This window comes from Micromonospora sp. DT227 (assembly GCF_049841835.1).
Lineage (GTDB): Bacteria > Actinomycetota > Actinomycetes > Mycobacteriales > Micromonosporaceae > Micromonospora.
The window spans coordinates 650,327-676,078 of sequence record NZ_JBNCLA010000001.1 but is presented as its reverse complement, the minus strand read 5'-3'; the positions used below and the strand labels follow the sequence as shown (position 1 = coordinate 676,078).

Annotated in this window: 25 protein-coding genes; 14 read left to right on the top strand and 11 right to left on the bottom strand. The window is 73.0% G+C overall.

Annotated features, from left to right (window positions below; translation table 11 throughout):
• The first annotated feature begins 1 nt into the window (after nucleotide 1).
• Genes ACLQ2W_RS03370 through ACLQ2W_RS03350 form a run of 5 tightly spaced genes read left to right on the top strand, consistent with a single transcriptional unit; the run spans nucleotide 2 to nucleotide 4,625 of the window.
• The gene (locus tag ACLQ2W_RS03370; RefSeq protein ID WP_425785173.1) at nucleotides 2-886 is read left to right on the top strand and encodes a sugar phosphate isomerase/epimerase family protein; all 885 of its coding nucleotides are present in this window, start codon (nucleotides 2-4) and stop codon (nucleotides 884-886) included.
• On the top strand, nucleotides 883-2,004 hold the full coding sequence (locus ACLQ2W_RS03365; protein ID WP_425785172.1) for a Gfo/Idh/MocA family protein: 1,122 nt from the start codon (nucleotides 883-885) through the stop codon (nucleotides 2,002-2,004). Before ACLQ2W_RS03370 ends, ACLQ2W_RS03365 begins: the two co-directional genes overlap by 4 nt.
• A gap of 1 nt (nucleotide 2,005) precedes the next feature.
• On the top strand, nucleotides 2,006-3,082 hold the full coding sequence (locus ACLQ2W_RS03360; RefSeq protein ID WP_425785171.1) for a Gfo/Idh/MocA family protein: 1,077 nt from the start codon (nucleotides 2,006-2,008) through the stop codon (nucleotides 3,080-3,082).
• 46 nt (nucleotides 3,083-3,128) lie between these two features.
• Entirely contained in the window at nucleotides 3,129-4,169 is a 1,041-nt protein-coding gene (locus ACLQ2W_RS03355) for an NAD(P)-dependent alcohol dehydrogenase (protein WP_425785170.1), read from the top strand.
• An 18-nt stretch (nucleotides 4,170-4,187) separates the two neighbouring features.
• Nucleotides 4,188-4,625, top strand: coding sequence for a MerR family transcriptional regulator (locus ACLQ2W_RS03350; protein WP_425785169.1), 438 nt, complete (start codon nucleotides 4,188-4,190; stop codon nucleotides 4,623-4,625).
• A gap of 15 nt (nucleotides 4,626-4,640) precedes the next feature.
• Here the strand turns inward: ACLQ2W_RS03350 and ACLQ2W_RS03345 are convergent, their stop codons facing one another.
• The 8 genes from ACLQ2W_RS03345 to ACLQ2W_RS03310 all read right to left on the bottom strand — a co-directional run bounded on the left by ACLQ2W_RS03345 (nucleotide 4,641) and on the right by ACLQ2W_RS03310 (nucleotide 14,835).
• Nucleotides 4,641-6,113: an endo-1,4-beta-xylanase gene (locus ACLQ2W_RS03345; RefSeq protein WP_425785168.1), complete on the bottom strand. Its 1,473-nt coding sequence runs from the start codon at nucleotides 6,111-6,113 to the stop codon at nucleotides 4,641-4,643.
• Nucleotides 6,114-6,396: 283 nt separating this feature from the next.
• A complete protein-coding gene (locus tag ACLQ2W_RS03340) occupies nucleotides 6,397-8,289 on the bottom strand; it encodes an EAL domain-containing protein (protein WP_425785167.1) in 1,893 nt (630 codons plus the stop codon).
• A complete protein-coding gene (locus tag ACLQ2W_RS03335; RefSeq protein WP_405094113.1) occupies nucleotides 8,276-8,896 on the bottom strand; it encodes an RNA polymerase sigma factor in 621 nt (206 codons plus the stop codon). The genes ACLQ2W_RS03340 and ACLQ2W_RS03335 overlap by 14 nt, the downstream gene beginning before the upstream one ends.
• Entirely contained in the window at nucleotides 8,896-9,189 is a 294-nt protein-coding gene (locus ACLQ2W_RS03330; protein WP_405091963.1) for a hypothetical protein, read from the bottom strand. Before ACLQ2W_RS03330 ends, ACLQ2W_RS03335 begins: the two co-directional genes overlap by 1 nt.
• A 212-nt stretch (nucleotides 9,190-9,401) precedes the next feature.
• Nucleotides 9,402-12,584, bottom strand: a complete 3,183-nt coding sequence (locus ACLQ2W_RS03325; RefSeq protein WP_425785166.1) for a helicase HerA domain-containing protein — start codon at nucleotides 12,582-12,584, stop codon at nucleotides 9,402-9,404.
• Nucleotides 12,584-13,237 (bottom strand): hypothetical protein, encoded by a 654-nt coding sequence (locus ACLQ2W_RS03320; RefSeq protein WP_405091961.1) that lies wholly within the window; start codon nucleotides 13,235-13,237, stop codon nucleotides 12,584-12,586. Before ACLQ2W_RS03320 ends, ACLQ2W_RS03325 begins: the two co-directional genes overlap by 1 nt.
• Complete coding sequence (locus ACLQ2W_RS03315) at nucleotides 13,224-14,144, bottom strand: endonuclease domain-containing protein (RefSeq protein ID WP_425785165.1); 921 nt, start codon at nucleotides 14,142-14,144, stop codon at nucleotides 13,224-13,226. Before ACLQ2W_RS03315 ends, ACLQ2W_RS03320 begins: the two co-directional genes overlap by 14 nt.
• 205 nt (nucleotides 14,145-14,349) lie before the next feature.
• Complete coding sequence (locus tag ACLQ2W_RS03310) at nucleotides 14,350-14,835, bottom strand: carboxymuconolactone decarboxylase family protein (protein ID WP_425785164.1); 486 nt, start codon at nucleotides 14,833-14,835, stop codon at nucleotides 14,350-14,352.
• A 166-nt stretch (nucleotides 14,836-15,001) separates the two neighbouring features.
• On the opposite strand from ACLQ2W_RS03310, the gene ACLQ2W_RS03305 reads away from it, so the two are divergent.
• Nucleotides 15,002-15,901: an RNA polymerase sigma-70 factor gene (locus ACLQ2W_RS03305; protein WP_425785163.1), complete on the top strand. Its 900-nt coding sequence runs from the start codon at nucleotides 15,002-15,004 to the stop codon at nucleotides 15,899-15,901.
• Nucleotides 15,898-16,221, top strand: a complete 324-nt coding sequence (locus tag ACLQ2W_RS03300) for a hypothetical protein (RefSeq protein WP_425785162.1) — start codon at nucleotides 15,898-15,900, stop codon at nucleotides 16,219-16,221. Before ACLQ2W_RS03305 ends, ACLQ2W_RS03300 begins: the two co-directional genes overlap by 4 nt.
• Before the next feature lie 3 nt (nucleotides 16,222-16,224).
• Here ACLQ2W_RS03300 and ACLQ2W_RS03295 read toward each other — a convergent pair whose 3' ends face one another.
• Both ACLQ2W_RS03295 and ACLQ2W_RS03290 read right to left on the bottom strand, forming a co-directional pair.
• Nucleotides 16,225-17,409, bottom strand: coding sequence for an MFS transporter (locus ACLQ2W_RS03295; protein ID WP_425785161.1), 1,185 nt, complete (start codon nucleotides 17,407-17,409; stop codon nucleotides 16,225-16,227).
• Nucleotides 17,410-17,586: 177 nt separating this feature from the next.
• Nucleotides 17,587-18,363 (bottom strand): SAM-dependent methyltransferase, encoded by a 777-nt coding sequence (locus ACLQ2W_RS03290; RefSeq protein ID WP_425785160.1) that lies wholly within the window; start codon nucleotides 18,361-18,363, stop codon nucleotides 17,587-17,589.
• A gap of 60 nt (nucleotides 18,364-18,423) precedes the next feature.
• Between ACLQ2W_RS03290 and ACLQ2W_RS03285 the strand changes: the two genes are divergently transcribed.
• Nucleotides 18,424-18,912, top strand: a complete 489-nt coding sequence (locus ACLQ2W_RS03285) for a hypothetical protein (protein ID WP_425785159.1) — start codon at nucleotides 18,424-18,426, stop codon at nucleotides 18,910-18,912.
• A 44-nt stretch (nucleotides 18,913-18,956) separates the two neighbouring features.
• Here the strand turns inward: ACLQ2W_RS03285 and ACLQ2W_RS03280 are convergent, their stop codons facing one another.
• Nucleotides 18,957-19,739, bottom strand: a complete 783-nt coding sequence (locus tag ACLQ2W_RS03280; RefSeq protein WP_425785158.1) for a prepilin peptidase — start codon at nucleotides 19,737-19,739, stop codon at nucleotides 18,957-18,959.
• A gap of 579 nt (nucleotides 19,740-20,318) precedes the next feature.
• Here ACLQ2W_RS03280 and ACLQ2W_RS03275 point away from each other — a divergent pair.
• Genes ACLQ2W_RS03275 through ACLQ2W_RS03250 form a run of 6 tightly spaced genes read left to right on the top strand, consistent with a single transcriptional unit; the run spans nucleotide 20,319 to nucleotide 25,751 of the window.
• On the top strand, nucleotides 20,319-20,885 hold the full coding sequence (locus tag ACLQ2W_RS03275; protein ID WP_425785157.1) for a hypothetical protein: 567 nt from the start codon (nucleotides 20,319-20,321) through the stop codon (nucleotides 20,883-20,885).
• Complete coding sequence (locus ACLQ2W_RS03270; RefSeq protein WP_425785156.1) at nucleotides 20,879-21,823, top strand: hypothetical protein; 945 nt, start codon at nucleotides 20,879-20,881, stop codon at nucleotides 21,821-21,823. Before ACLQ2W_RS03275 ends, ACLQ2W_RS03270 begins: the two co-directional genes overlap by 7 nt.
• Nucleotides 21,820-22,485 (top strand): SAF domain-containing protein, encoded by a 666-nt coding sequence (locus tag ACLQ2W_RS03265; RefSeq protein WP_405091950.1) that lies wholly within the window; start codon nucleotides 21,820-21,822, stop codon nucleotides 22,483-22,485. The genes ACLQ2W_RS03270 and ACLQ2W_RS03265 overlap by 4 nt, the downstream gene beginning before the upstream one ends.
• On the top strand, nucleotides 22,485-23,318 hold the full coding sequence (locus ACLQ2W_RS03260; RefSeq protein ID WP_405091949.1) for a ParA family protein: 834 nt from the start codon (nucleotides 22,485-22,487) through the stop codon (nucleotides 23,316-23,318). Before ACLQ2W_RS03265 ends, ACLQ2W_RS03260 begins: the two co-directional genes overlap by 1 nt.
• Nucleotides 23,308-24,852 (top strand): CpaF family protein, encoded by a 1,545-nt coding sequence (locus ACLQ2W_RS03255; RefSeq protein ID WP_425785155.1) that lies wholly within the window; start codon nucleotides 23,308-23,310, stop codon nucleotides 24,850-24,852. Before ACLQ2W_RS03260 ends, ACLQ2W_RS03255 begins: the two co-directional genes overlap by 11 nt.
• On the top strand, nucleotides 24,849-25,751 hold the full coding sequence (locus tag ACLQ2W_RS03250) for a type II secretion system F family protein (protein WP_425785154.1): 903 nt from the start codon (nucleotides 24,849-24,851) through the stop codon (nucleotides 25,749-25,751). The genes ACLQ2W_RS03255 and ACLQ2W_RS03250 overlap by 4 nt, the downstream gene beginning before the upstream one ends.
• The last annotated feature ends 1 nt before the right edge of the window (nucleotide 25,752 follow it).

Genomic DNA, 25,752 nt, shown 5'->3' with positions numbered 1-25,752 from the left:
CGTGCAATTCGGGTTCAGCTCCTACTCCTTCTACCAGCACCTGCGCACCGGCCGGATGAGCCTCTTCGAGGTCATCGACTGGATCGCGGCCAGCGACGCCACCCACATGGAGATCGCGACCGTGTCGCTCTCCCCGGAGATCTCCAACGACACCTCCACGCTCGACCAGGACCCCGATCTCGTACGCGAGATCAAGACCCGCGCCGCCGACCAGGGCGTCACGCTGTCCAACCTGGTCGTCCCGGCCGACCTGCTCGGCGAGGACGCCGACCGGCACATGCAGCGGGTGAAGCGGCACCTCGACGTGGCCGCCGAGCTGGGCATCACGCTGTTCCGCCACGACGTCGCCAAGTGGGCGCACCGGGCCAAGGACGTCGCCGAGTTCGAGGCGCTGCTGCCCCGCATGGTCGAGGCGTGCCAGGAGATCGCCCGCTACGCCGCGCAGTACGGCATCACCACCAGCGTGGAGAACCACGGGCTGCTGATGAACGGCGGCGAGCGGGTCCGCCGGCTCATCCACCTGGTCGACGAGCCGAACTTCAAGACCACGCTCGACGTCGGCAACTTCATGTCGGTGGACGACAACCCGGTGGTGGCGGTCGCCGGCAACGCCCCGTACGCCAGCATCGTGCACCTGAAGGACTTCTACGTCCGCTCGCAGTTCCCCGGCGACGGCTGGCACCACACCCCCGGCGGCACCTACCTGCTCGGCTCCATCGTCGGCTACGGCGACCTGGACATGCGTCGGATCGTGCGCGGCATCCTCGACGCCGGCTATGACGGTTTCGTCTCCATCGAGTTCGAGGGCATCGAGGAGTGCCTGATGGCGAACCCGATCGGCCTGGCCAACGCGAAGCGGCTCTTCGCCGAGGTGGGGGCGGCATGAACGAACGCACCGAGCGAAGCGAGGGCCGTGAGGGCATGCCCGGTCGGCACGGCCTCGTGAGCCGGCTCGGGGTGGGGGTGATCGGCGTCGGGAGCATCGCGGACATGCACCTGGACGCGTACGCCGCCAACCCGGACGTCCACCTCGCCGGCGTGTTCGACGTCAACCAGGAGCGGAGCGCGCAGAAGGCGGAGACGTTCGGCGTGGCCCGCGTCCATCCCACGCTCGACGGCCTGCTCGCCGACCCGGAGATCGACGCGGTGAGCATCTGCACCTGGAACGACACCCACGCGGAGATCGCCACCGCCGCGCTGGACGCCGGCAAGCACGTCCTGGTGGAGAAGCCGCTGAGCCGTACCGCCGGGGAGGCGCAGGCGCTCGTCGACGCGGTCGCGCGCAACGACCGCCATCTCCAGGTCGGCTTCGTCAGGCGGTTCGGCGCGAACGCGCTGGTGCTCAAGTCGTTCGTCGACACCGGCCTGCTGGGCGACGTCTACCACGCGCGGGCGACCAACATCCGACGGCTCGGCAACCCGGGTGGCTGGTTCGCCGACCGGGCGCGGTCCGGCGGCGGGCCGCTCATCGACATCGGCGTGCACGTCCTGGACCTCTGCTGGTACTTCATGGGTACGCCGCGGGCGGTCACCGTCAGCGCGGTCACCCACTCGCCGCTCGGCAACCGGGCGAACGTCACCTCGCTGTCGCGCTACAAGGTCGCCGACTACGACCCGACGCGCAGCGACGTGGAGGACTTCGCCGCCGCGCTGATCCGGTTCGACAACGGCGCGTCGTTGACGCTGGAGACCAGCTACTCGCTGCACGCGCTGGAGGACCGCCTCGAAGTGGCGGTCTTCGGCGAGCGCGGCGGCGCGGAACTCGAACCGGAGCTGCGGATCGCCACCGAGATGCTCGACACGGTGCTGAACGTGGCACCCCAGATCGACAATCTGTCGTTCGACTTCGCCGAGGGGTTCGCCAACGAGATCGCGCACTTCGTCGCGCTCTGCCTCGGCGAGGCCGAGGAGGTCGCGCCCGTCTCGCACGGCGCGGAGGTGATGCGCATGCTCGACGGGATCTACGAGTCGGCGCGGACCGGTCGAGAGATCAGGCTCTCCTGACATGACCGACGCACGGGGACCGGTCCGGGTCGGCGTGGTGGGGTGCGGCAACGTCAGTTCCCGGTACCTCGCCAATCTGGCCGGCCAACCGGCCGTCACGGTCGCCGCCTGCGCCGACGCCGACCCGACGCGGGCCCGGGCGCTCGCCGCCGCCCACCGGGTGCCGGCGGTGCTCCCGGTCGACGACCTGCTGGCCGATCCGGGTCTCGACCTGGTGCTCAACCTCACCCCGCCCCGGGCGCACGCCGAGGTGAGCCTGCGCGCGCTGGCGCACGGCAAGCACGTCTACACGGAGAAGCCACTGGCCACCACCATGGCCGACGGTCGCCGCGTCCTCGACGCCGCGCGGGCCCGGTCGTTGCGGGTCGGCACCGCGCCGGACACGTTCCTGGGCGTCGGGGCGCGGACCTGCGCGGAGCTCGTCGCCCGGGGCGCGATCGGCACGCCGACCTCGGTGGCCGCCGCGATGATGAATCCCGGGCCGGAGCGGTTCCACCCGGAGCCCGAGTTCCTCTACCAGGAGGGCGCCGGCCCGCTGTTCGACATCGGGCCGTACTACCTCACGGTGCTGACCGCGCTGATGGGTCCCGTCGTCCGGGTGGGGGCGCTGGGCGGCACGGCGCGGGCGCAGCGGGAGGTGCTGACCGGGCCCCGCGCCGGGTCGACCTTCCGGGTGGAGACGCTCACCCACATCAACACCGTGCTGGAGTTCGCCGGCGGGGCGCTGGGCACGCTGGTGACCAGCTTCGACGTCGCGGCGACGCGTACGCCGCACCTGGAGATCCACGGCACCGAGGGCACCATCGTCGCCGCGCAGGCCAACTCGTGGGGTGGCCCGGTGCTGCTGAAGGGGCCGGGCACCGACTTCGTCGAGGTGCTCCCCGGCCCGCGCGGGTCCGACGGGTTCATGGGGATGGGGCTGGTGGACATGGCCGAGGCCATCCGGACCGGACGACCGGCGCAGGCGACGGGCAACCGGGGGCTGCACGTGCTGGAGGTGCTCACCGCCATCGCCGACACCGCCCGCGCCGGCGGCGGCTTCGCCACGATCGGGTCGACGCTGGAGACCGCCGGCTGAGCGCAGGCTTGCGCTGGAGCGAACTCCAGCGCCTAGCGTCGCCGCCATGGCACAGACGACAGGCATGGCACTGACGGCTCCCGGCGGAAGCTGGACGCCGTACACGTTCGAACGCCGGGCCCTGCGCCCGGACGACCTCGCGGTACGCGTCACCTGGTGCGGGGTCTGCCACACCGACCTGCACGCGGCCGAGGCGCTGACCGCGGACGCCCCGCCGCTGGTGCCGGGGCACGAGTTCGTCGGCGAGGTCACGGCGCTGGGCAGCGAGGTGACCGGCTTCCGGGTGGGCGATCCGGTCGCGGTCGGCAACATCGTCGACTCGTGCGGCACCTGCGGCGCGTGCCAGGCCGGGGAGCAGCAGTTCTGCGTGGACTTCCCCACCCTGACCTACGGCGGTCGGGACCGCGTCGACGGCAGCGTGACGCTCGGCGGCTACGCGCGGGACTACGTGGTGCGGGAGTCGTTCGCGTACCCGCTGCCGGCGGGGTTGGACCCGGCCGGGGCGGCGCCGCTGATGTGCGCCGGGGCGACCGTGTTCGAGCCGCTGCGCCGCTGGGAGGTGGGCGCCGGGGACCGGGTCGGTGTGGTGGGGCTTGGCGGCCTCGGGCACCTGGCGGTCAAGTTCGCCAGGGCGCTGGGCGCGCGGGTGTCGGTGTTCACCACCTCGCCGGGCAAGGAGGCCGGGGCGCGTGAGCTGGGCGCCGACGAGGTGATCGTCTCCGGTGACGCGGCGGCGATGGCGGCGCAGGCGGGCCGGTTCGACTTCATCCTCGACACCGCGTCGGCCAAGCACGACCCGTCGCCGTACCTGCGGGCGCTGCGGATGGACGGCACGCTCTGCATGCTGGGCATCCCGGACCGGTACGAGCCGGAGGCGCTGGCGCTGCTGCTCGGCTACAAGCGGCTGGCCGCGTCCGGCAGCGCGGGCCGCCCGCGTACCCGGGAGATGCTGGAGTTCGCGGCCCGCCACGGCATCGTCGCGGACGTCGAGAAGGTCCCGGCGCGGGAGGTGGGTCGCGCGCTCGACCGGCTGGCCCGCAACGACGTGCGCTGGCGGTTCGTGCTGGACCTCTCCGACCTCGGGTGACCGACGTACGGTTGGCGGGTGAACGCCACCGCGACCGCTCTGGGCATCCGTGAGGTGTCGGAGCTGACCGGCATGAGCCTCGACACCCTGCGCTGGTACGAGCGTGAGGGCCTGATCCCGCTGGTGACGCGCACCTCGGACGGCCGCCGCCGGTACGGGCCGGCGGCCGTCCGCTTCGTGCGCCTGGTGCAGGCGCTGCGCCGCACCGGCATGCCGATCGCGGAGATCCGCCATTTCGTGGCGCTCGGCCCCGGCACCCCGGAGCACTCCGCGCAGCGGCTGCGGATCCTTCAGGAGCAGGAGGAACGGCTGCACCGCCGCCGCGCCGAGCTGGACGAGGACCTGCGGGTGATGCGGCACAAGATGGCGGATTTCCGCGACCTGATGGCGCACGGCCGCACCTGCGAGGACGACGACCTGCCCGACGACTGCGGTGGCCCACCGTCACCACGGTGAGCCACCGCCTGTCGGTCAGTTGGCGACGAGCCGGAACTGCTGGTTGGCCTGGCCGTTGCAGTCGTAGAGCTGGATCTGCTGGCCGTTGGCGGTGCCCCAGACGTCGAGGCAGCGGCCGGACTGCACGCCGCTGATGGTGCCGTTGGAGTTGACGTTCCACTGCTGGTTGGCCTGCCCGTTGCAGGCGTAGATCTGGACCGCCGCGCCGTTGCCGGAGCCGGCCGCGTCCAGGCAGCGGCTGCCGCCGTAGACGGTCAGCTGCTTGCTGCCGGTGGACGTCCACTGCTGGTTGGTCTGGCCGTGGCAGTCGTAGAGCTGCACCCGGGTGCCGTTGGTCTGCGACGAGTTGGGCACGTCGACGCACCGGCCGGACTGGCTGCCGACGATCCGGCTGGCGCCGCCGGACGGCGGCGGCGTGGTCGGCCCGGAGGTCGGCGTCGCGGTCGGCGAGGTGGTCGGCGAGGTGGTCGGCCCCGGGCCGGCCGCGTTGAGCGCGTTCAGGACCGAGGTGTACGCGGCCTTCTTGTTGCCGCCGCCGTCGAACAGCAGCGGGTTCTCGTTGGAGCGCCAGGAGTCGCTGTCGCGCACGCCCCACACGGTGATGCCGATGCAGCGCGGCACGTTCAGGCACGCCTGGGTCAGACCCTGGTACTGCGAGGTCGACGAGTTGGTGACGTCGACCTCGGTGAGCGCCACGTCGACGCCGAGCGCGGCGAAGCTGGACAGCGTGGTCTGGAAGTTGCTCGGCAGCGAGCTGCCGCCGGTGAAGTGGGTCTGCAGACCGACGCAGTCGATCGGCACGCCCCGGGACTTGAAGTCCTGGATCATCCGGTAGACACCCTGCGTCTTGCCGTACGACCAGTTCTCGATGTTGTAGTCGTTGTAGCAGAGCTTGACCGACGGGTCGGCCGCCCGCGCGGTGCGGAACGCCACCTCGATCCAGTCGTTGCCGGTGCCCTGGAGGTTGGAGTTGCGGCGGCTGCCGTCCTCGTTGAACGCCTCGTTCACCACGTCCCACGCGGCGAGCTTGCCCTTGTAGTGGGCCATCACACCGTTGATGTGATTGATCATCGCGTTGCGCAGCGTGCTGCCCTGCATGTTCTGCATCCAGCCGGGCTGCTGGGCGTGCCAGGCGAGGGTGTGACCGCGCACCTTCAGGCCACGCTGGGTGGCCCAGTTGTAGATCTGGTCACCGGCGGAGAAGTTGAACTGGTTCTGGTTCGGCTCGGTGGCGTCCGGCTTCATCTCGTTCTCGGCCGTGATCATGTTGAACTCACGCGCCGCGATGGTGCTGTACGTCGAGTCGTTCAACCGGCTCGCCGCGATCGCGGTGCCGAAGTAGCGGCCCGACTGCGCGGCCGCCGCGCCCAGCGTGCTGGCGGCCTGGGCCGGGCCGGGCACCACAAGGGCGGCCCCGGCCAGGGCCAGCGAGCCGGCGGTGGCGGCCAGCAGCAGGCGGTAGGGGCCACGCCTTAGTAGACGTTTCATGACACTCCTCTACATATCGGGTGAGGATGCGCAAGGCTGTGTGCACGGACCGCGCACCTGGCGGGGACACCACCGGGACGGTGGTGCGCGGTCCGGGTCACCGGCCCCGAAACTTCCGGAAAGCTACCGGTAACTTCACCGCAACATACTCGCGACATGTTGATCGGTCAACGTCAATGAGCGCAGAAACCGGCGCGGCACAGTCGCCGAAACTTCCAGTCCCCGGGTGCCGTACATCAGGCGATGTGGGACCGACCACGGCTCGCGCCGCGCCCGACGACGATCAGCCGAGCGCGGTGTACTGCGGCGGGAACCGCAGTTCCAGCTCGACCGTCTGCGCCTCCGTCCGGCTGACGGTTATCGGCTCGGGTCGTCCGGTCCGGTAACCCTGGGCGAAGTCGACCCCGAGGTTCCGCAGCAGCTCGATGGTCTGCTCGTCCTGGACGTACTCGGCGGCGACCCGGATGCCGAGCGCCTCGCAGAGCTTGACCAGCATGGACACCAGGGCCTGACTTGCCGGCGACCGGCAGAGGTCGACGATGAACGTCCCGTCGATCTTGACGAGGTCCACCGGAAGTTGTTTCAGATGGGTGAGCGTGCTGTAGCCGGTGCCGAAGTCGTCAAGTGCCAGGTGGCAGCCGACCTCTCTGATCCCGGTCGCGAAGGCAAGCGCCTCGTTCCGGTTCTCGATGAGGGCGGTCTCGGTGATCTCGAACGTCAGACACTCCGGCCTGACGCCGTGCCTGTCGATCGCCTCGGTCACGAAGGCAAGCAGCCCCGGGTCGGCGAGCGACCTGCCGGAGAGGTTGACCTGGTAGTGGGAGGTCTGGGCGCCCCGGCCGATCAACTCCAGGGCGTGGTCGACGACCCACTTGTCCACCGTGAGGATCTCCCCGACCCGCTCGGCCATGTCGAGGAAGGCCCAGGGTGCGACCGGCTCGCCGGTGTCACTCCGCACCCGCAGCAGGATCTCGTGGCGGGTGACCTGGTTGAGCTGGAGATCGACGATGGGCTGCGCGTAGAGGGCGAATCTGTTCGCCGAGACCGCGTGCCGCACCCGGGAACGGCACCGGTCCGCCCGCTCGCCGTCGGCGACCGGCTGGTCGAGCACGGTGATGGAGGCCGCGTCGCGGCGTGCGTCGCGGGCCGCGTGCTCGCCGTCGACGAGCAGGTCGAATCCGCTCGCACTGATCCCGCCGCCGAAATGCACGACGCCCGCCGAGGTGTTGAGTCGCACCGTCTTCTGCCGGACGCTGAACAGATGGTTCCGGAACCGCTCGACGATCCGAGCCGCCAGGCGCTCGGCGTCGTCCCCGGCCGGCGCGAGGAGCACTCCCCACAGGCCGGAACCGACCAGGCCCCCCGTCAGCTCGCTCCCGACGACCGTACGCAGGAGACGGGCGACCGCCGCGGTCAACTGGTCGCGGTCCTCGTCGGTGAGCGCCTCCGGCAGCCGGGTGGCGGGCTCGGTCGCCACGACGACGACGGCGCCACCCGTGGTGCGGCGGGCCCGATCGACCTTGTCGATGACGTAGCCGCGGGTCGCCAGCCCGGTAAGGGTGTCCCGCGCGGCCGGGTCGGCGCAGAGCATGCGGCTGCGGACGGCGAGCCGGCGACGTTCCCGCCGGGCGAGTTCGAGCGTGGTGACGTCCTCACCGGTGGCGATGATTCCGGAGGGCTCGCCCTGGTCGGTCGTAATCTCCAGGCGGCAGTGCACGTGGCGGATGCTGCCGCCAGGGCGGATCACCCGGAAGCCGACCTGGCCGGGACGCTTCCGCTCCCATACGGCCCGGACCGCCGCACGGACCCGCCCCGCGTCCCCGGGATGCACGAGGCCGAGAAGCGTGTCGGGGGTGAGCCGGAACGTTCCTGGCGCGTGCCCGAAGATCCGCGCCATCTCGTCCGACCAGAAGATCCGCCCGACGCCCTCGGTTCCACCGGCCGCCCAGGTGACGGTGCCCAACTTCGACAGTTGGGCGGCGCGCGCGACCCGGGCCGCCTCGTCTGCGTCGCAGGTCAACGGGTCGACGAGGTCGGCGTCGACCAGGATCTTGTAGCCCTCGGCGAGTGAGACGTCGTACTGGCTCTGCGCGGCGCGTGCGACCCGCCGCGCCCGGGCGAGTTCCAGCGGGCTGGGCGTGGTCTCGGCCAGGGCCAGGATGTCATCGAGATCCACGGCTCTCCCCCTGCCGCCGGTGGCCGTCCGGGCCGGTGTAGCCGGCCTCCTCGGCCAACTCGCGCAGCCCCCGCCGGGCGGCGACCTTGTAGGAGCGGACGCTGTTCTCGGTCAGCCCGAGGATGCGCGCGATCTCCTGGTTGGAGAATCCCTCCTGCGCCATCTGGAACACCTCGGCGTGCCGCGTCGGGAGCTGGTGCAACCAGCCCCGCAGCGTCTCCTGCGCCTCCCACACGTCGGCGATGTTCGAGCGCGGTACCGGCGGCAGGTCCTCCGGGGCCATCGCGGCCTCCCGCTGACACCGCTGGCGATCCTTCATGATCTTGAATCGGGCGGTCACCACGATCCAGCCGATCGGCCGGTCGTGGGCCCGCAGCTCGGACCATTTGACCCGCCCGTGCAGGTACGCCTCGTTGAGCGCGTCCTCGACCACCTCGCGGTCCCGGCACGCCGACCTGAGGATCCGCTCCACCTGGTGGTAGGAGGCCTCGGCGAACACGGCGAACTCCTGGTCGTGCGCGGCCTTCACGCGAGCGGCCTCAGCCTTCCGCGCCGTCTCGCGGTCGACCTGGTCCGTCGTCAGGGCGGCGGTGCCCTCGAACTCCATCACGCCGCCTCCTCGACGGCCTCGGCCTTCGGCACGCCGCGGCCACCCAGCTCCACCTCGCGGTGCCCGTCGCGGTCGCGCTCCACGATCCGCACCATGTCGTGGTCGGCCTCCGCGAGCCTGATCAGCCAGGTGACCCGGGCTGTGGTACGTGTCGTCGCCTCGCGTTCCTCCTGTATGCGTGCCCGGTACGCGACCCACGCGCGCACCAGTCCGGCCGCTGCCCCCGCGACGGCCACAGCCACAGCCATCACCTGATAGCCGGTGAGCGGTTCCGCCAGCGCTTCGTTCATCGTTCTCCTGCCCCCTTCGGTCGCCAATTACTATCCGTGGCGGGCAGCGGATGTAGACGCCTCCGCGTCCACAATGTTCTCGAAGATCGATGATCAAGGTCCCTGGCAGCGCATACAGCACAAAGTCATCTCGTCGGAACGCTGCGCGAAGTGGTCATGACAATCCCATGGGGGCAATTTGCGCGTAGCTCTCCGTCACTCTTGGCTACCGATCAACCACCACGGTTCGTCCCGCGCGCCCGGTCCAGCACCTCTTCGACAGTGAGCGGGCTGCGCGGGTGGTGGCTCAACGACAGCGGCGTACGGATCTTCCGCGGCGCGGCGCCCTCGGCGGCGAGATAGAACTCGCCCACCGTCAGCCGGGAGATGTCCGGCACGTCCCCGCCCTTGGCCCGGGCCATCTCGCGAGCCGCCTCGATCTGGATGGGGCTGTTCATCAGGCCGTACACCTGGGTCGCCGCGTTGCCGGGGATGCGGTTGTGCAGCCCCTTCGGAGCCTGCGTGGCGAAGATCAATCCGAGCCCGTACTTGCGGGCCTGGGCGGCCAGCGCCAGCGTGCTCTGGGTGCAGGCGGTCATCGCCCCCGACGGGGCGAACGTCTGCGCCTCGTCCATCACGAGCAGCCCCAGCAGCGGCCGGTCACCCGCCGGGTGCTTCTTGATCCAGGCGAACAACGCCATCTGGAGCTGGTTGACGAAACTCTGACGGACGTCGTCGGACGGCAGCCCCACCAGGCTGACGACCGAGACCCGGGCCCGCTTGCCGGCGGCGGGGGTGAGCAGCACGCCCGGGTCCATCGGCGTGCCCTCGCCGCCGAAGAGCGGGTCGTTCACCATGGCGGCGGTGAGCGTCTGGGCGAGGCCGAGACCGATCTTGTCGGCGTCCTCCAGGTCGATGATCCCGTCCGGCAGGTCGGCGAGCGTGTCGACGAGGCCCTTCAACCGGGAACCGCCGCGCCGGCCGTAGTGCTCGACGGCCTTGCGCAGCACCGCCAGCCCCAGGTGCGCCCGGGTGGCCCGTCCGGTGACCATGGCCCGGGGCGCGAGCGCCGCGACGGCCGCCTCGACGGCTTCGCCGAACTCGTCCGGGTCGTCGCGCACGCTGGTGAAGTCGGGCAGCGGCTGGAAGCTCAACGGACGGCCCGAGCTGCGGCGCGGCGTCCAGACCACCACCTCGGTGTGGGCCAGGTAGTCCGCCGCCCGGGCCGGGTCACCAGACCGCCACTGCGGCGGCGGGTCGGGCCACGCCTCCCCGAGCCGGGCGAGGTCGTTGTTGGGGTCGAGCACGATGGCGGAGACACCCGCGAGGGCACACTCCTCGACGATGCGGCGGATGAGCACGGTCTTGCCCGAGCCGGAGCCGGCGAAGATCGTGGCGTGTTTCCGGAGCGCTTCCAGGGCCAGCGGGACCGGCGCGTCGTCGTCGTACCCGTGGCCCACCACGAACGCCGGCCCGGTCGCCGCCGTGGGACCGCTCGCGGCCGAGGGTGGCGTGGGCCGGGCCACGGGCCGGGTCGACGCGGGCGCCGGTGGCGGCCCGTCGGCCGCCGTCCACCCGTCGACGTCCGCCAGCGCGTGCCGCAGGAACGTCAGGCTCCGGGCCGGACGCCGATCCGCCAGCCAGCCTCGCAGGTCCATGGTGGTCTCGGCGAGCATCATCCGCAGCGCCGAGAGGGTCCGCAGGTCCTCGTCGTCCAGGCCGATCGTCCGGCCACCCGCCGCGTGGAACGCCTCGAGCGTCCTCCGGGTGGCCGCGCTGGTCGACCAGTCGCGGTTGCGCAGCAGGAACAGTTTGCGTTTCGTCAGCCCGGTGTCGAGGGCCGACGCCACGCTCGCCTTGCGGAGCCGGGCCAGCGCCGCGTTGCCGTGGTGGTTGTCGCTGACCGCCCGGAAACACCAGTGCACCTGGTCCTCGGTGTGCTCGTTCAGCGTCAGGCGCAGCCGGGCGTGCAGCGGCGGGTCCGTGCTCGGCGGCGGGTCGACGCTGAACGCCGCCCCGGCGTCACCGCGTTCCAGGATCCAGGCGGTGAGCCCGGCGGCCAGCAGCGCCGGCATCGTCCCGTCCTCCGACGCCCGATCGCGCGGCGCGACGAGATCGGCGGACGCTCGCAGCTCCGCGAAGCGGGCGTCGTAGCGATCCGTCTCCTCGGCGGTGGCCGTCGCCGGAGTGGGCCGGTGCACCCGGGACGGAACGGCGGACGGTTCGCCCAGGCCGGTCATCTCCCGGACCTCGTCGTCGGCGAGGCAGGCCCGGATGTGCCCGTCGATCTCGATCAGCAACTGGCGCGGGGTGAACGATCCGGCCCCGGCGAAGGCGCGCGGGGACACCGGCCACGAAGGGTACGGCGGGGAGAACCCGACCCCCTGGTAGCGCAGCGCGAACCGCTTCTCGACGATCGCCCGGCCCAGGTCGGCGTCGTCGATGCGGCGCAGCATCGGCGTCTCCCGGAACCGGTCGGCCACCGTGTCGGCGGCGGTGGACCGGATGATGGTCCACGAGTTCGGGATGCAGGCGAGCACGGTCAGCGTGCGCCGCGTCGTCTGGCGCAGCGACATCAGGCCGTCCGCCATCCGGGCCAGCGTCAGCGCCTGCTCCGGGCTCATCGCGGCGCCCACCACCGCCGGGTCGCTCTGGATCGCCAACTGGGCGATCAGCGTGTCGATCTGGTCGATCGCCACCACGGACGGGCCGGTGAGCGCCAACAGCCAGGACAGGTCCTGCACGATCTGCTGGGCCGGGCGCGGCACCCGACGCATCCCCCAGGCCGCACGTTCGCCGGGCGTCATCTCCTCGCCGGAGAGGAAGTAGTTCTCCGCGACGTCCCGGTGGGAGATGTTCTCGGAGGCGCTCAGCGCGAGCGCCCGCGCCGTCTCCTGGCAGGTCCGGGCCGCATGCCTGTCGAAGTCGCCGAGCCCTTCCAGGAACGCGTCGAGTGCGGCGCGGGTGAGTCCGGTGTCGCCCATCACCGCCCGGCGGGCCGTCCGGGGCGCGCCCACCAGCGCCGACAGCCGCCGCAGCAGCAGCTTGAGCTGCGTCTCCGGGCTGCCGGGCACCGGCCGGGCCAGGCCGTCCAGCATCGCGGCGAGCACCCCGTCCCAGAAGCTCTCGGCATCGAGCAGGCCGACCAGGAAGAAGTAGCCGCCCCGCTGCTGCACCCGCTCGCGGATCACGCCCAGCAGGTGGGTCTTGCCGGAGCCCCGCTGGCCCTGGACGACCAGGCCGAGCGGGCTGCCGTGCGGGTTCGACGCGGCCTCGTCCACGCCGGCGATGACGTCCCGGACCACCGGGAGGTGCAGGCCGTCGACGTGGAAGGGCAGCGGTCGCCACACGTCGTCGGGCACCGGCGCCCAGTCGAACCGCAGCGCTGCCAGCGCGGCCCGTTCCGCCTCGTCCATCACACGCCGATCGCCAGCAGGTGGTTCTCCTGGCCGCCGAGTCGCAGCGCCGCCGCGCGGTCCGCTTCGGTGAGCGTCTTCTGGTTCGACTCGGGCGCGATGCTCACGCCGTCGCTCCGGCTGAGCCCGCGCAGCGCCTCGTCCAGGTGCTCCCGCGACACGTCGGCGAAGAACGGGCGCAGCCGGCGCAGGCTCACCCAGGCCCCCGGCTCGTCGGCGAGCGCCCGGTAGGCGCTGACCACGCGCGCCTCCATCGACCCGGTCGGCCCGGCCGCCGGAGCGGGTGCCGGGGCGCGCACGTCGGTCAGGGCGAACAGCTCGGCCAGCGTGGCGCAACCGCTCCGCGCCAGGACGCGTTCACGCAGGTTGGTCTGGAGGGCGGCCAACGCGGCACCGAGCGCGGACGCCCCGCGCAGCGTGAAGTCGAGGTCGGTCTGCATGCGTACCCAGCCCTTGTCGTCGAGCTGGAGGGCGTACGTCGACCCGCTCCGACGGCTGGCGACGTACTGCAGACGGGTGAGCTTGTCCCGCTGCGGCTTGCGTACGTCGAGCTGGTAACGGTCGCGGAGCTCGGTGTTCAACACCTCCCGCGCCTCGGCCATGAGCACGACGAGGATCGCGCTCTCGGATGCGGTCAGCTCATCGCCGGCCATGCTGCCGTCCTTCCGCCATGTCCCGGCGACGGGCCCGCAGATACGTACCGATCTGCTGGACCACGGCGCCGACGTCGTGGATCACCCGGGCGTTCGTGAAGCGCAGGACCGTGTAGCCGTCCAGTTGGAGCTGGACGTCGCGCTGCCGGTCGGCCTCGTAGTGGACCGGACGGCAGTGCTCCGGCCCGTCGATCTCCACCACGCACCATTCGTCCGGCCACAGTAGATCGAGTCGCACCGGCGTGGCCAAGCCGTGCGACTGAAAGCTCTGGTTCCACCGTCGTCCGGCTGCCCAACTCTCGGCGGCGAGTGCCGCCTCCAGCCGTTTCTCGACGTCGCTGCCCGGATGCGGCTTTCCCGCCGCCAACCCGCCGGGGAGCGGGGCGCGCGGCGGCGCGAGCCGGAACGCCGGCAACCCTTCCGGCCCGGCCGCGCCGGCCCCCACCAGCCAGACGGCCGGACCGCCGTGCTGCCCGAGCCAGGTGGCCCCGGCCGCGACCACCGCGCCGTCGCCGGCCACCGGTTCGACGAGCAGCACCACCCGCCGCCGCCCGAACGCGCCGGCGACCAGGCGGGCCAGCGCCGCCGCCCGGGTACGCACCGGAAGCGGCGTGGTGGTGGTGGCCCGTCGACCGGTCACCGCGTAGCGGGCCAGGTCGGGCAGGAACGTGCCGGGATACCGCTCGCGGCGGGCCCGCGCGGTGGCCGCGAGCCGGACCGCCGCCAGCCCGGCCGTGTCCGGGCGGACCCCGTCCGCGATCTCGGGCAGCCAGGCCGGCAGCAACTCGACGGCGACCTGTTCGAGCCGGTCCAGCGCGGCGTGCACGACGTCCGCCGGCATGACGGGTCGAGTGGCCGGGCGGTGCACCACGGCGGCCAGGTCCGGATGGTCGCGGGCGATCAGCATGGCCAGCGCGTCGGTCTCCGCGTCGGGCAGGGCGACGACGCGATCGGTGGGGACGTCGGCGAGGCTCCGGTTCGACAGCAGCGCCAGCCCCTCCCCACCGTCGACCGAGACGTCCCGGATCAGGGTACGAATCCGATTCGGACCACGCCAGGCTGTCGCACTGACCGCAAACCGACAGTGCCCCGGACCGGGCCACCCCGGTCGGTCAGCGCAGCGCGGCGGCGAACATGCCGGCCTCGTACGAGCCGCCCCGCTGGTGCACGATCACCGCGACCCGGTTCGCCGCGTTGATCAACCCGATCAGGCAGACCAGCGCCGCGACCTGGTCGTCGTCGTAGTGCTCACGCACCCGGGCCCACGTCTCGTCGGAGACCCCCGGGTGGGCGTCGGCGAGCCGGGTGCCCTCCTCGGCGAACGCCAGCGCGGCGCGTTCCGCCTCGGTGAAGACCGTCGACTCGCGCCAGGCGGCGACCAGGTGCAGCCGGACCGCGCTCTCCCCGGCGGCAGCGGCCTCCTTGGTGTGCATGTCGATGCACCAGCCGCAGCCGTTGATCTGGCTGGCCCGCAGCGACACCAACTCCTGGGTGGAGTGCGGCAGCGGCGACTGCTGGATCACCAGGCCCGCGTTGGCGAACCGCTTGAAGAAGTTCGCGGAGATCGCGTTGTCGAACAGGTTGAATCGGGTCTCCATGGTTCCGCCTATCTGGTGGTGTGGCGTTCGGTCGGACACGAGATGCCGGCGGCGGCGTCGGCGTGACACCGTGGCCGGGTGACGACCGCCACAGCGGTGCGGCGTCACAGCGGGCCGGCGTCCGGCGTCTGGTGGGGAACGCAGTCGAGCAGCGGAGGAGCCAACCATGGCGGACCCGGCCACCGAGGAGTTCCTCGCCCACCGGAACCTGCTCTTCACGGTCGCGTACGAGATGCTCGGCTCGGCCGCCGACGCCGAGGACGTGGTCCAGGAGACCTGGCTGCGGTGGGCCGGTGTCGACCTCGACGAGATCCGGGACCGGCGCGCCTACCTGGTCCGGATCACCACCCGCCAGGCGCTGTCCCGGCTGCGCGCGCTCGGCCGGCGCAAGGAGTCGTACGTCGGGTCGTGGCTGCCCGAGCCGCTGCTGACCACCCCCGACGTGGCCGACGACGTGGCGCTGGCCGACAGCGTCTCGATGGCGATGCTGCTGGTGCTGGAGACGCTCGCGCCGACCGAGCGGGCCGTGTTCGTGCTGCGTGACGTGTTCGACGTCGGGTACGACGAGATCGCCGAGACGGTCGACCGGACACCGGCCACGGTGCGGCAGATCGCGCACCGGGCGCGCGCCCACGTGGCGGCGCGCCGGCCCCGCCGTACCGTCTCCGCGGCCGAGACCCGGGACGCGCTCGACGCGTTCCGGCGGGCCGTCGAGACCGGCGACCTCCGGTCGTTGCTCGCGGTGCTCGCCGAGAACGTCGTGCTGGTCGGCGACGGCGGCGGGATCAGGCAGGCGATCCCGCGCCCGGTCGCGGGCGCCGACAAGGTGGCCCGCCTGCTGGCCGGCGGCTGGCGTCGGGTCGCCGAGGCGGCGTCGATGACGCCGGCGCAGGTCAACGGCTACCCGGCGCTGCTCGTGCGGCTCGACGGCGAGCTGGACACGGTCGTGGCGGTACGCCTCGACGACGGCCGGATCACCGGGCTCTACGCGGTGCGCAACCCGGAGAAGCTGTCCCGGATGACCCGGGAGACGACGCTGAGCCGCCGTGCGACGATGCCCGGATGAGCAGCGACGCCCCCGCCCGAGCCCGGATGAGCAGCGACGCCCCGCCCGACGTCACCGCCCTCGCCATCAACGTGGCCGTTCCGGAGGCGCTGCGCTGGACCGACACCCGGCGCGGCGAGGAGTTCACGCTGACCACGCTCAACATCCGGCTGCTGCCGGACGGCCGGCTCGCCGCCAAGGCGTACGGCCGGCCCACGGCGGGTGGGCGCGGCGCGTACGTGGCGTTCCGGGTGCCGGACCGGCCGGAGCTGGCCGCGCTGGTGGCGGCGGCGGCCGACCGCGCGGCCACGCTCTGGGCCGCCCACCGCGGCCTCGACTGAGCGTCACGCCGGACGGTTCCGCTCCGCCCGGCGCACCACCTCCGGCGTCACCAGTCCCACCACCAGGAACACGCCGCCGAGCAGCAGCCAGCCGGGCGCGCCCCAGGTGATGCAGCACAACGCCAGCACGGTCGGCGCCACCACGTTCGCCAGCCCGGCGCCGAACCCGAACAGGCCCATGTACTGCCCCTGCGCGTGCGCCGGGGCCAGGCTGAAACGCAGCTCCATCGAGCCGGCGGTGTGCCACAGCTCGCCGACGGTGTGCACGCAGACGCCGAGCCCGATGCCGGCGACGGCGAGCCAGGTGGGCAGCGTGGCGGTCGCGGCGACCACCGCCATCCCGGCGAGGAAGGCCACCCCGGCCCGGCGTACGGCCCGACCGGCCGCGTCGCTGCTGTCCACGCCCCGGCTCGCTCGTACCTGGAGCAGCACCACGAGCGCGGTGTTGGCCAGGGCGGTCGCGCCGACCAGCCAGCGGGGCGCGTCGGTGTGCCCGACGATCCACAGCGGCAGCGCGAAGAGCAGCACCTGGTGGTGGATCGACATGACGCCGTCCAGCACGGTGACGGCCACGTACCCCCGGTCGCGTAGGACCGCCCAGCGGTTGGTGCGTGGCGGTGCGGGCACCGGCGGCAGTGCCGGCAGGGCGGCGACCACGGCCGCGGCGGCGACGAAGCTGAGCGCGTTCGCCAGCACCAGCGCCAGGTAGGCCGGGCGGCTGTCGAACTGCACGGCGAACCCGGTCGCGATCGCGGCGCAACTGCCGGCCAGATTGGCGACCGAGCGCAGGTACGCGCGATATCTCGGCAGGTCGTCGCCGCCGATTCCGCGAACGAGTGGTCCCCGCGCCGCACCCCCGGCGGAACGGGCCAACTCACCGACGCAGAGCGCCACCAGGACCAGCCAGAAACTGCGGACGACAAGCAGCGCGCCCATCGCCGCGCCCTGGATCACGAGCATGCCCAGGTAGACCTCCCGGGGCCCGCGTCGGTCGGCGAGATGCCCCACCGGTACGCCCGCGAGCAGGCCGGCACCGGCGGCGACGCCCATGCCGAGGCCGACCTGGGCCAGCGGCAGACCGACCACGCGGGTGAAGAACAGCGCGGCGGTGACCATGAAGACGCCGCTGCCGATCATGTTGACGAACGTCGCCAGCGCGAGAATGCGCTGTGGTCGCGTTTCCGGCACGAGTCCTCGCCGGACCAGTGGCGGAATTCGCTTTTCGATTGTGGGCACAATGGACACCGGTGACCTCCCCGTCAGATCAGCTCGGCGAATCTAACGAGGATTTCCCACCGCGTTCATCGGTTCGTCGACCGATACCGCAGATGCCCGATGCTTGCTAACTTGGATAGCGTCGGGAGGTCAGCGACGCACGCCCACCCCGCCGTAACCGTGCGACACCGCCGCTCGCGGCTCGCCGTCCGGCCGCCAGTCGGCCAGCCGGACCAGACCGGGCTCGACCAGGTCGTACCCGTCGAGGAAGCGGGCCACGTCGGCGTGGGTGCGGGGCACCAGCGGCGCGCTGCTGCGCCGGTAGACCTCGGTGCCGGCCCGCGCGGGCAGCGGCGGCGCGCCGTCCAGCGTCAGGTGCGACAACGCGAGCAGGCTGCCGGGCGCGGTGGCGTCGCGCAGCCGGGCCACGGCCGCCCACGGGTCGTCCGCGTCGGGCACGAAGTGCAGCACCGCGACCAGCAGCAGCGCCACCGGTTCGCGGAGGTCGAGCGTCGCGCGCAGCGTCGGGTCGGCCAGCAGCTCGTCGGGCCGCCGCAGGTCACCGCGGACCACCACGGTGCGACCGCCGTCGGTGGGCAGCAACCGCCGGGCGTACGCGACGGCCACCTCGTCGGTGTCCACGTAGACCACCCGGGCGTCCGGGTTCACCGCGCGGACCACCTCGTGCACGTTGCCCTGGGTGGGCAGCCCGGCGCCGACGTCGAGGAACTGGCGTACGCCCCGCTCGGCCGCCCACCGCACGGCCCGGCGCAGGAAGGCGCGGTTGGTCTGGGCCGCCACGCCGGTGTCCGGAAAGATCTTCAGGATCTCCTCCGCGGCGGCCCGGTCGGCCGCGAAGTTGTGGCATCCGCCCAGGTAGTAGTCGTACATCCGGGCCACGTTGGGTCGCGTTTCAGCAGCCGTCACGCCCTGATGTGTAGCACCCTGGGCGACGAAACGCTGACCCGTTGTTCCCAGGAGGTACCGATGACCGATCGGCGGCAGACCGTGGAGGTCGACCCGGTGCTGTTCCGCGCCGTCTACGACTCGCCCGCCTCGCTACCGGGGCGGCACCGGTGGACCACCCCCGAGTCGGACGTACGCCGGATGGAGCGGCTGCTGAACCTCCCGGCGCACAGCATCGGCGCGCCGCTGTGGGTCAGCGGCGACGAGCCGGACTGCCCCACGTGCGGACGCCGGGTGACCTGGTACGACATCGTCTCGTCCGCGCTGCACCGGGTGCACGACACGGCGATGATCGCGCGGGTGGTGCTCGGCGAGCGGAAGTACGTCAACACCGAGGTGCCGGACGCGGTGCCCGGTGTCCACTGTGCCGACTGTCGCACCCCGATCACCGGGCTGCGCAGCTTCAAGTGCCACAACTGGGCGTACGCGTTCGAGGCGCTGGAGAAGATCGTCGAGCGGATGTCCGGCGTACCGGCCCAGCCGCCGGGCGACCGGGGCACGGAGCGTTAGGCGGGGCCCCTTCTCTACCGGAGGCGTTGAGCGGGGGCCCGTCCTTACCCGCCTGCGGTGGTGAGCACCAGCGTGGCGGCGGTGCCGAGGATGAGGAACGGCCCGAACGGCAGGTGACTGCGCCAGCGGACCCGCCGGGCGGCGAGCAGCACCAGCCCGGCCAGCGCGGCCAGGGTGACCGCGAGCACCAGCCCGGCCACCAGGACCGGCCAGCCGTACCAGCCGAGCAGCGCGCCCGCGCCGAGGGCCAGCTTGGCGTCGCCGAGGCCGAAACCGCGCCGGCCTAACAGCACGGTGGTGGCCGCGAAGCCGGCGCCGAGCGCCAGCCCGGCCGCGACGGCCCGTACCCAGGGTGCCGGGCCGGGCCCGGCCAGCGCGGTCGCCCCGAGCAGCACCGCGGTGCCGGCGGCGGCCGGCCAGGTCAGCCGGTCGGGCAGCCGGTGCGCCGCGGCGTCCACAAGCGCCATCGGCACCGCCCAGGCGAGCCACCAGGCCAGCGCCAGACGCGCGCCGGGCAGCCCGCCGGCCAACGCCAGCACCGCGACGGCGACCGCGAGCGCCACCTCCGCCACGGCCGGTGGCGCGCCGATCCGTGCCCGGCAGCCGGGGCAGCGGGCCGCCGGCCCGAGCGCCGGCCACGGCCGGTCCAGCCCGATCGGCGTGCCGCAGGCGTCGCACGCCGTCCGGTCCGGGCGGTCCGGCGGTACGGCGTAGCGGGCCACCGCCAGCCGGACCGGCGGCCCGATCGCGAGGGTGGCCAACAGCCGGACGAGCGGGCGGCGGGTGACGGCCGGCGGGTCGGGGTGGCGGACCCGTTCGGTGGTCATGCCGGCTCCCCCGTCCGGTTGCCGGTGGTTCCCCTGCGGAGCACGCAGAGTGACGTCACGTTGATCGGCGTGTGGCGGATGGCGCGGAAAATGGCGTCCGGCGGGGCCCCGGAGCGGCCGGTGCCGGCGATGGGTGCCGGGCGTGGCCGGCCGGCGGGACGGATCGGACGAGCGGGGTGCACCCCACCCATACCGGTGGCGCGGCGGCCGGCCGGCGCGGGCGGGTGGACGGGTGCGGGTGAGCGCACACCGACTGTCGGGGAGGCCGGGGAGGACCCGCTCGTCACCGTCCGGAACGCCACCGGCCGCCACCACCCGTCTTCACTCAACGTGTTCACGTGAATTGCCTCTGTTGCATCGGCGGACGTCAGCCTATGCTCGCCCCTTGGGTACGACGCAACCCCCGCTCAATGGCGTCGGAGGCGGACCGGAGACATCACTTCCACATTTGACGAAGATCAGCACAGGTAAATGCACACGGTGGCGGTCGAGGTCCGGTCCGACAGATCCGGGCGTGCTTCCGCATGCCCGGAGCGCTCCGCGCGACCGCACCGGGCCGGCACCGAGGAGGGCTCGGCGTTGCGCACATGGCAATCCCGCCGATGGGAAGGCGGCCTGCTCAGCCTCGTGCTGGCGGTCGGCGCCGCCGGCTGCGGCACCGGGCCCGAGGCGACCACCGGCCCACTGACCGGCCGCGCCGCCGCGCCCGCCGCGCATTCCACCGCCGAGGAGAAAGCGGCCGAAAAAGCGGCACTCACCGCCTATTCCGGCTATCTCGCCGCGTCCCGGGCGGCGAGCGCCCGCAGCGATCCCAGCCATCCCGCCCTCGGTCGATTTCTGGCCGACCCGCTGCTGACCCAGGTTCGGTTGGCAATTCGTGACGCGAAGGAGCACGGCGCGATGCGTACCGGAAAACTGGTTTCCACCCCCACGGTGGTCTCGGTCGACCTGGCCGCCGAAACGCCCACCGTCGAGATCCAGGACTGCCTGGACGCGACCGGCTACCGGCTGGTCTACGCCAAGGACGGCAAGCCGGTGCCCGGCACCCGGAGCGGACGGTATCTCGCCACCGCGACCGCGGCCCGCTATCCGGACGGCCGGTGGCTGATCAACTCCGGCGCCGCGCACCGGGACCAGCCGTGCTGACCTGGGGAGGAGGGAGCGTCCCGGCCGACCGGGTCGGGGCGCCCCGCCGGTGGTTCGTCGCCGGCCTGGTGGCGGTGCTGACGCTGGCCGGCTCCCCCGCCCGCGCCGCCGACCCGGGCGGCTCCTGCCCACCCGACCAGACCAACTGCGACGTCTGGGACGACGACCCGGGCGTCCCGGGCGGCGGCGGCGGGCCGGGCGGCGGCGGCAACGACGGCGGCGGCAGCAGCGGCGGAGGCACCGCGAAGTGCCAGTGGAACGGCCAGGTCGTCAAGTGCTACGACGACGTGATGGGCTGGTTCAACAACAGCGACGGCTGCTACTACAAGCTGACCGAGCCCCAACTCCCCGCACCCGACGGCAAGCAGTGGTACACCGCCAGTTGCGTCGGCGGCGCCACCGGCCAGCAGGGAAACGTGCTGCTCGACGCGCCGCCGGGCGGCTACGGCACCCCACCCGACCCGGAGGAGCTGGCTCGTCGCGCGCTGGCCTCGATCTCGCTGCTGCCGCCCCGGGCGGCGGTCGCGCCCCGGCGCAGCAAGGGGCCGGGGCTGGTCGGGCTGCCGGTCTGGATGTGGGCCAGCCCCGGCAAGTCCTACTTCGGGCCGCTGACCGCCTCCGCGTCGGAGCGGGGCCTCACCGTCACGATCACCGCCGAGGTGAAGCGGATCGTCTGGCACATGGCCGACGACCTCGACGTCACCTGCGACGGACCGGGCACGCCGTACCAGGCGGACGGGCCGCACGCCGGCGCCCCGTCACCCGACTGCGGCCTGCCCAACGGCTACTCCAAGGCCGACACGTACCAGGTCTACGCCACCACGTTCTGGACCGTCGACTGGTCGTCCAGCGGCGGGGAGAGCGGCGTGATCGACCAGAGCCGGGTCAGCGGTGTCGTCCCGGTGCAGATCAACGAACTCCAGGTGGTGACCCGATGAGTGTTGTGGCGGCCCGGAACGGGACCCCGGTGGAGGCGCCGGTGGCGCCGCCCAAGGTGGTCCGGCAGCGACGCATCCGGCCCGGCCTGCTCGGCCTGGCCATCCTGCTGATCGCGCTCGGCGGGCTGGGCGCGGCGTTCGCGGTCACCTCGGTCCGGTCCACCGGCAGCTACCTGGCGGTCGCCCGGCCGGTCGAGGTGGGTCAGCAGCTCACCGCCGACGACCTGGTGCCGGTCCGCGTCTCCGGCGGGCGCGAGCTGCGGCCGGTGCCGGCCGACCGGATGAAGGAACTGCTCGGCCTGCGGGCCGCCGTGCGGCTCACCCCCGGCACGCTGCTCACCCCGGCCCAACTCACCGACGCCCCGCTGCTCGGCCCCGGCCAGCAGCAGATCGCGCTGGGACTGGCGGCCGACCAGGTACCCGCCCGCGAACTGCACCCCGGCGACAAGGTGCTGCTGGTCAGCACGCCGACCGCCGGCACCAGCGGCTCCGACGCGGCCCGGGGCGGCGGCACCCGGTTCGCGGCCACCGTGATCGACACCGCCACGCCGGAGAACGGCGACGTGGTGGTCTACCTGGCGCTGGCCGTCCGGGACGTGCCGGCGGTGGTGGTGCTGGCCGCGGACGACCGGATCGCGCTCGTGCTCACCGAGGCGGCCTGATGGCGATCATCGCCCTGGTCTCGGCGAAGGGTTCGCCCGGCGTCACCACCACCACGCTGGCCGCCGCGCTGAGCTGGCACCGCCGGCTCGTGCTGGCCGAGTGCGACCCGTCGGGTGGCTCCATCCTCGCCGGCTACCTCGGCGGCGCGCTCGACGGCCCGCGCGGCATCGGCGAGCTGGCCGTCGGCGAACTGCGCGACGGCAGCCTGGAGAGCACGTTCTGGTCCCAGCTCGTCGACCTGGACGCGCCCCGACGCGAGCGGCTGCTGCTGCCCGGCGTGGTCGACCCGGCCCAGGCCGGCAGCGTGGTCCCGCTCTGGCAGCGCTTCGCCGACTACTTCACCGGGCTGGAACGCGGCGTGCCCCCCTACGACGTGCTTGTCGACTGCGGTCGACTGGCGGTCGCCGGTCCACCCTGGCCGCTGCTGCGAGCCGCCGCGGTGGTGCTGCTGGTCACCCGCGCGCACCTGCCCGACCTCTCCGCCACCCGGGCCGCGGTCCGGGCGATCGAACGGGACCTCACCGAGCACCGCGTCCCGCCGGGCAACCTGCGCCTGCTGGTGGTCGGCGACGGGCACGGCACCAGCGAGATCAGCAAGGCGCTGCGACTGCCGGTGATCGCCCGCCTGCCGCACGACCCGCGTACCGCCGAGGTGCTCGGCCGCGGCGGCACCGTACGCGCCAACCGGCCGCTCATGCGCGCGGCCGGCGCGTTGGAGGTGCCGGTCCGGGCGCTGCTCGACCGGCGTCGGGCCCGGCTGTCCTGGCCCGGCGTGACCGCCGCGGCAGCGGTCAGCGCGCCGACCGCGCCGGGGGTGCCCGGTGCGGTTTGAGCCGGTCTCGCACGACCCGCGCGGGCAGCAACCCGGCGTCGTCTCCACGGTCCCGCCGCTGGCGCCGCCGAACGGACGGCACCACGTGGCCGGCCCGGCGCTCCCCGCCGCACCGCCCGCCCCGCCACCCCGTCCCCGGGTCGACTTCGCGGTCGTCCGCGAGCTGCGCCGGGAACTGAGCGAACGACTCACCCACTGGCAGCGCGGTCAGGAGTTCGACGCCGACGCCGAGGAGGTCGAGCGGGCCCGACTGGCGGTCGCGGTGGTCTCCGCGTACGCCGACTCGGTGCGCCGGGCCGGCACGCCGATGCCCGCCGACGCGGAACGGCTGCTGCTCGACCAGGTGACCGCCGAACTGGTCGGGCTGGGCCGGCTCCAGACGCTGCTCGTCGACGACACCATCGAGGAGGTGCACATCCTCGGCTGCGACCAGGTGCGCATCACCCGGCACGGCGGCGGCGTCGACTGGGCCGAGCCGATCGCCGAGACGGACGACGAACTGGTGGAGATCCTCCAGGCGGCGGCCCGCCGGGCCGGGGCCACCGAGCGGTCGCTCTCCACCTCCAAGCCCACGCTCGACCTGCAACTGCCCGACGGCAGCCGGCTCGCCGCGGTCTTCCTGGTCAGCCACCGCCCGTACGCGGTGATCCGCAAGCACAACACGCTTGACGTGAGCCTGGAGGACATCGCCGGCGCCCGCCCCGACCTGGACGAGATGATCGATCCGCTGCTGCGCGACTTCCTCCGCGCGTCCATGCGCGCCGGGTTGAACATCATGGTCGCCGGGCTGGCCGGGGCCGGCAAGACCACTGTCATCCGGGCGCTGATGGACGACATCCCGGCCGACGAGCCGTACGTGCTGCTGGAGGAGAGCCGGGAACTGCTGCCGGCCCGGCGCGGGCACAAGCACCGGGCGGTGATGAGCTTCGAGTCCCGGGAGGGGCACGGCGAACGCGGCGCGGACGGGCGACCGGCCGGTGAGGTGAGCATCGCCGACCTGATCCCGGTGTCGCTGCGGATGGGCGTGCTGCGGATCATCGTCGGCGAGGTGCGGTCCCGGGAGATCGTGCCGATGCTCCAGGCGATGACCACCAGTCGTGGGTCGATGTGCACCATCCACGCCCGTACCCCGGCCGGGGTGAGCGAACGGATCATCGAGCTGGCGCTCTCCCACGGCCGGGAGATGACCGTCGACCAGGCCCGCCGGATGGCCGGCAACGCGCTCGACCTGATCGTCTACGTCACGGTCGAGGACGAGACCGCGATCGGTGGCCGCAAGCACCGCTTCGTCTCGCACGTCGAGGAGGTCATCGGCGTCGGCGAGGGCAACCGGATCACCACCACCACGGTCTTCGGCCCGGGGCCGGACGGCCGGGCGGTCCCCCGCCACCTGCCGGAGCGGATCCGCGACCAACTGCTGCGCGTCGGCTACGACGCCCGGCTGCTCACCCGGTTCGTCGAGGCCGGCGTCGGCGCCTGGCGGCGGCCCCGACACACCCGCCTCGGGCGCCGGCCGAACGGAGGGCAGGCGTGACGCAGATCGAGCTGATCGCGCTGGTCTCCGGCGCGGCCTGCGTGGCCGGGCTGGTGCTGGCCGTGGTCGCGCTGGTCGGCACCCGCCGGCCACCGGGGTCGACGCCGGGCAGCGCCGGGCCGGGTCTGAGCCGGCTCTGGACCGGCGCCGGGACCGGTCGCGCCGACCAGCGACGCCACCAGCTCCTGCTGGGCGGCGCGGTGGCGGCCGGCGCGGTGGCGTTCCTGCTCACCGGGCTGCCGGTGGTGGGCCTGCTGGTGGCGCTCGCGGTGCCCGGGGTGCCGTGGCTGTTCGCGGTCGGCCGGGCCGAGCAACGGGCCATCGCCCGGATCGAGGCGGTCGGCGAGTGGACCCGGCGACTCAAGGACATCTCGGCCACCGGGCAAGGGCTCCAGCAGGCCATCGTCGGCACCATCACCACCGCGCCGGAGGAGATCCAGGAGGAGGTACGCACGCTGGCCGCCCGCCTCCAGGCCGGCTGGCTGGCCAAGTCCGCGTTGCTGGCGTTCGCCGACGAGATCGCCGACCCGGTCGCCGATCAGGTGGTGGCCGCGCTGATCCTGCACCTCACCGACCGGGGCGAGCGCCTCGGCGACGTGCTCCGCTCGATCGCCGGCGCCGCGTCCGCCGAGGTGGCCACCCGGCGCGAGGTCGAGGCGAAGCGGACCCAGCCCCGGTTCGCGGTCCGCTTCCTCACCGGCATGACGCTCGCCACGCTGGCGTACGGGCTGGTGAACAGCGACTACATCCGCCCCTACGGCACGCTCACCGGCCAGCTCGTGATGGCGGTGCTCGGCGCGGCCTTCATCGGCCTGCTGGCCTGGGTGCGGTCGATGAGCCAGCCGCCCCGCCCGGCGCGTTTCCTGCCGGCGCCCGACCCGGAGGAGGCGATCGCATAGT

What these genes read in the sequence shown, in the direction of transcription:
- ACLQ2W_RS03365 (WP_425785172.1), top strand. Translation starts at nt 883, where the DNA reads ATGAACGAACGCACCGAGCGAAGCGAGGGCCGTGAGGGCATGCCCGGT.
- ACLQ2W_RS03360 (WP_425785171.1), top strand. Translation starts at nt 2,006, where the DNA reads ATGACCGACGCACGGGGACCGGTCCGGGTCGGCGTGGTGGGGTGCGGC.
- ACLQ2W_RS03355 (WP_425785170.1), top strand. Translation starts at nt 3,129, where the DNA reads ATGGCACAGACGACAGGCATGGCACTGACGGCTCCCGGCGGAAGCTGG.
- ACLQ2W_RS03345 (WP_425785168.1), bottom strand. Translation starts at nt 6,113, where the DNA reads ATGAAACGTCTACTAAGGCGTGGCCCCTACCGCCTGCTGCTGGCCGCC.
- ACLQ2W_RS03335 (WP_405094113.1), bottom strand. Translation starts at nt 8,896, where the DNA reads ATGGAGTTCGAGGGCACCGCCGCCCTGACGACGGACCAGGTCGACCGC.
- ACLQ2W_RS03330 (WP_405091963.1), bottom strand. Translation starts at nt 9,189, where the DNA reads ATGAACGAAGCGCTGGCGGAACCGCTCACCGGCTATCAGGTGATGGCT.
- ACLQ2W_RS03325 (WP_425785166.1), bottom strand. Translation starts at nt 12,584, where the DNA reads ATGGACGAGGCGGAACGGGCCGCGCTGGCAGCGCTGCGGTTCGACTGG.
- ACLQ2W_RS03320 (WP_405091961.1), bottom strand. Translation starts at nt 13,237, where the DNA reads ATGGCCGGCGATGAGCTGACCGCATCCGAGAGCGCGATCCTCGTCGTG.
- ACLQ2W_RS03315 (WP_425785165.1), bottom strand. Translation starts at nt 14,144, where the DNA reads ATGCTGATCGCCCGCGACCATCCGGACCTGGCCGCCGTGGTGCACCGC.
- ACLQ2W_RS03310 (WP_425785164.1), bottom strand. Translation starts at nt 14,835, where the DNA reads ATGGAGACCCGATTCAACCTGTTCGACAACGCGATCTCCGCGAACTTC.
- ACLQ2W_RS03305 (WP_425785163.1), top strand. Translation starts at nt 15,002, where the DNA reads ATGGCGGACCCGGCCACCGAGGAGTTCCTCGCCCACCGGAACCTGCTC.
- ACLQ2W_RS03300 (WP_425785162.1), top strand. Translation starts at nt 15,898, where the DNA reads ATGAGCAGCGACGCCCCCGCCCGAGCCCGGATGAGCAGCGACGCCCCG.
- ACLQ2W_RS03285 (WP_425785159.1), top strand. Translation starts at nt 18,424, where the DNA reads ATGACCGATCGGCGGCAGACCGTGGAGGTCGACCCGGTGCTGTTCCGC.
- ACLQ2W_RS03280 (WP_425785158.1), bottom strand. Translation starts at nt 19,739, where the DNA reads ATGACCACCGAACGGGTCCGCCACCCCGACCCGCCGGCCGTCACCCGC.
- ACLQ2W_RS03265 (WP_405091950.1), top strand. Translation starts at nt 21,820, where the DNA reads ATGAGTGTTGTGGCGGCCCGGAACGGGACCCCGGTGGAGGCGCCGGTG.
- ACLQ2W_RS03260 (WP_405091949.1), top strand. Translation starts at nt 22,485, where the DNA reads ATGGCGATCATCGCCCTGGTCTCGGCGAAGGGTTCGCCCGGCGTCACC.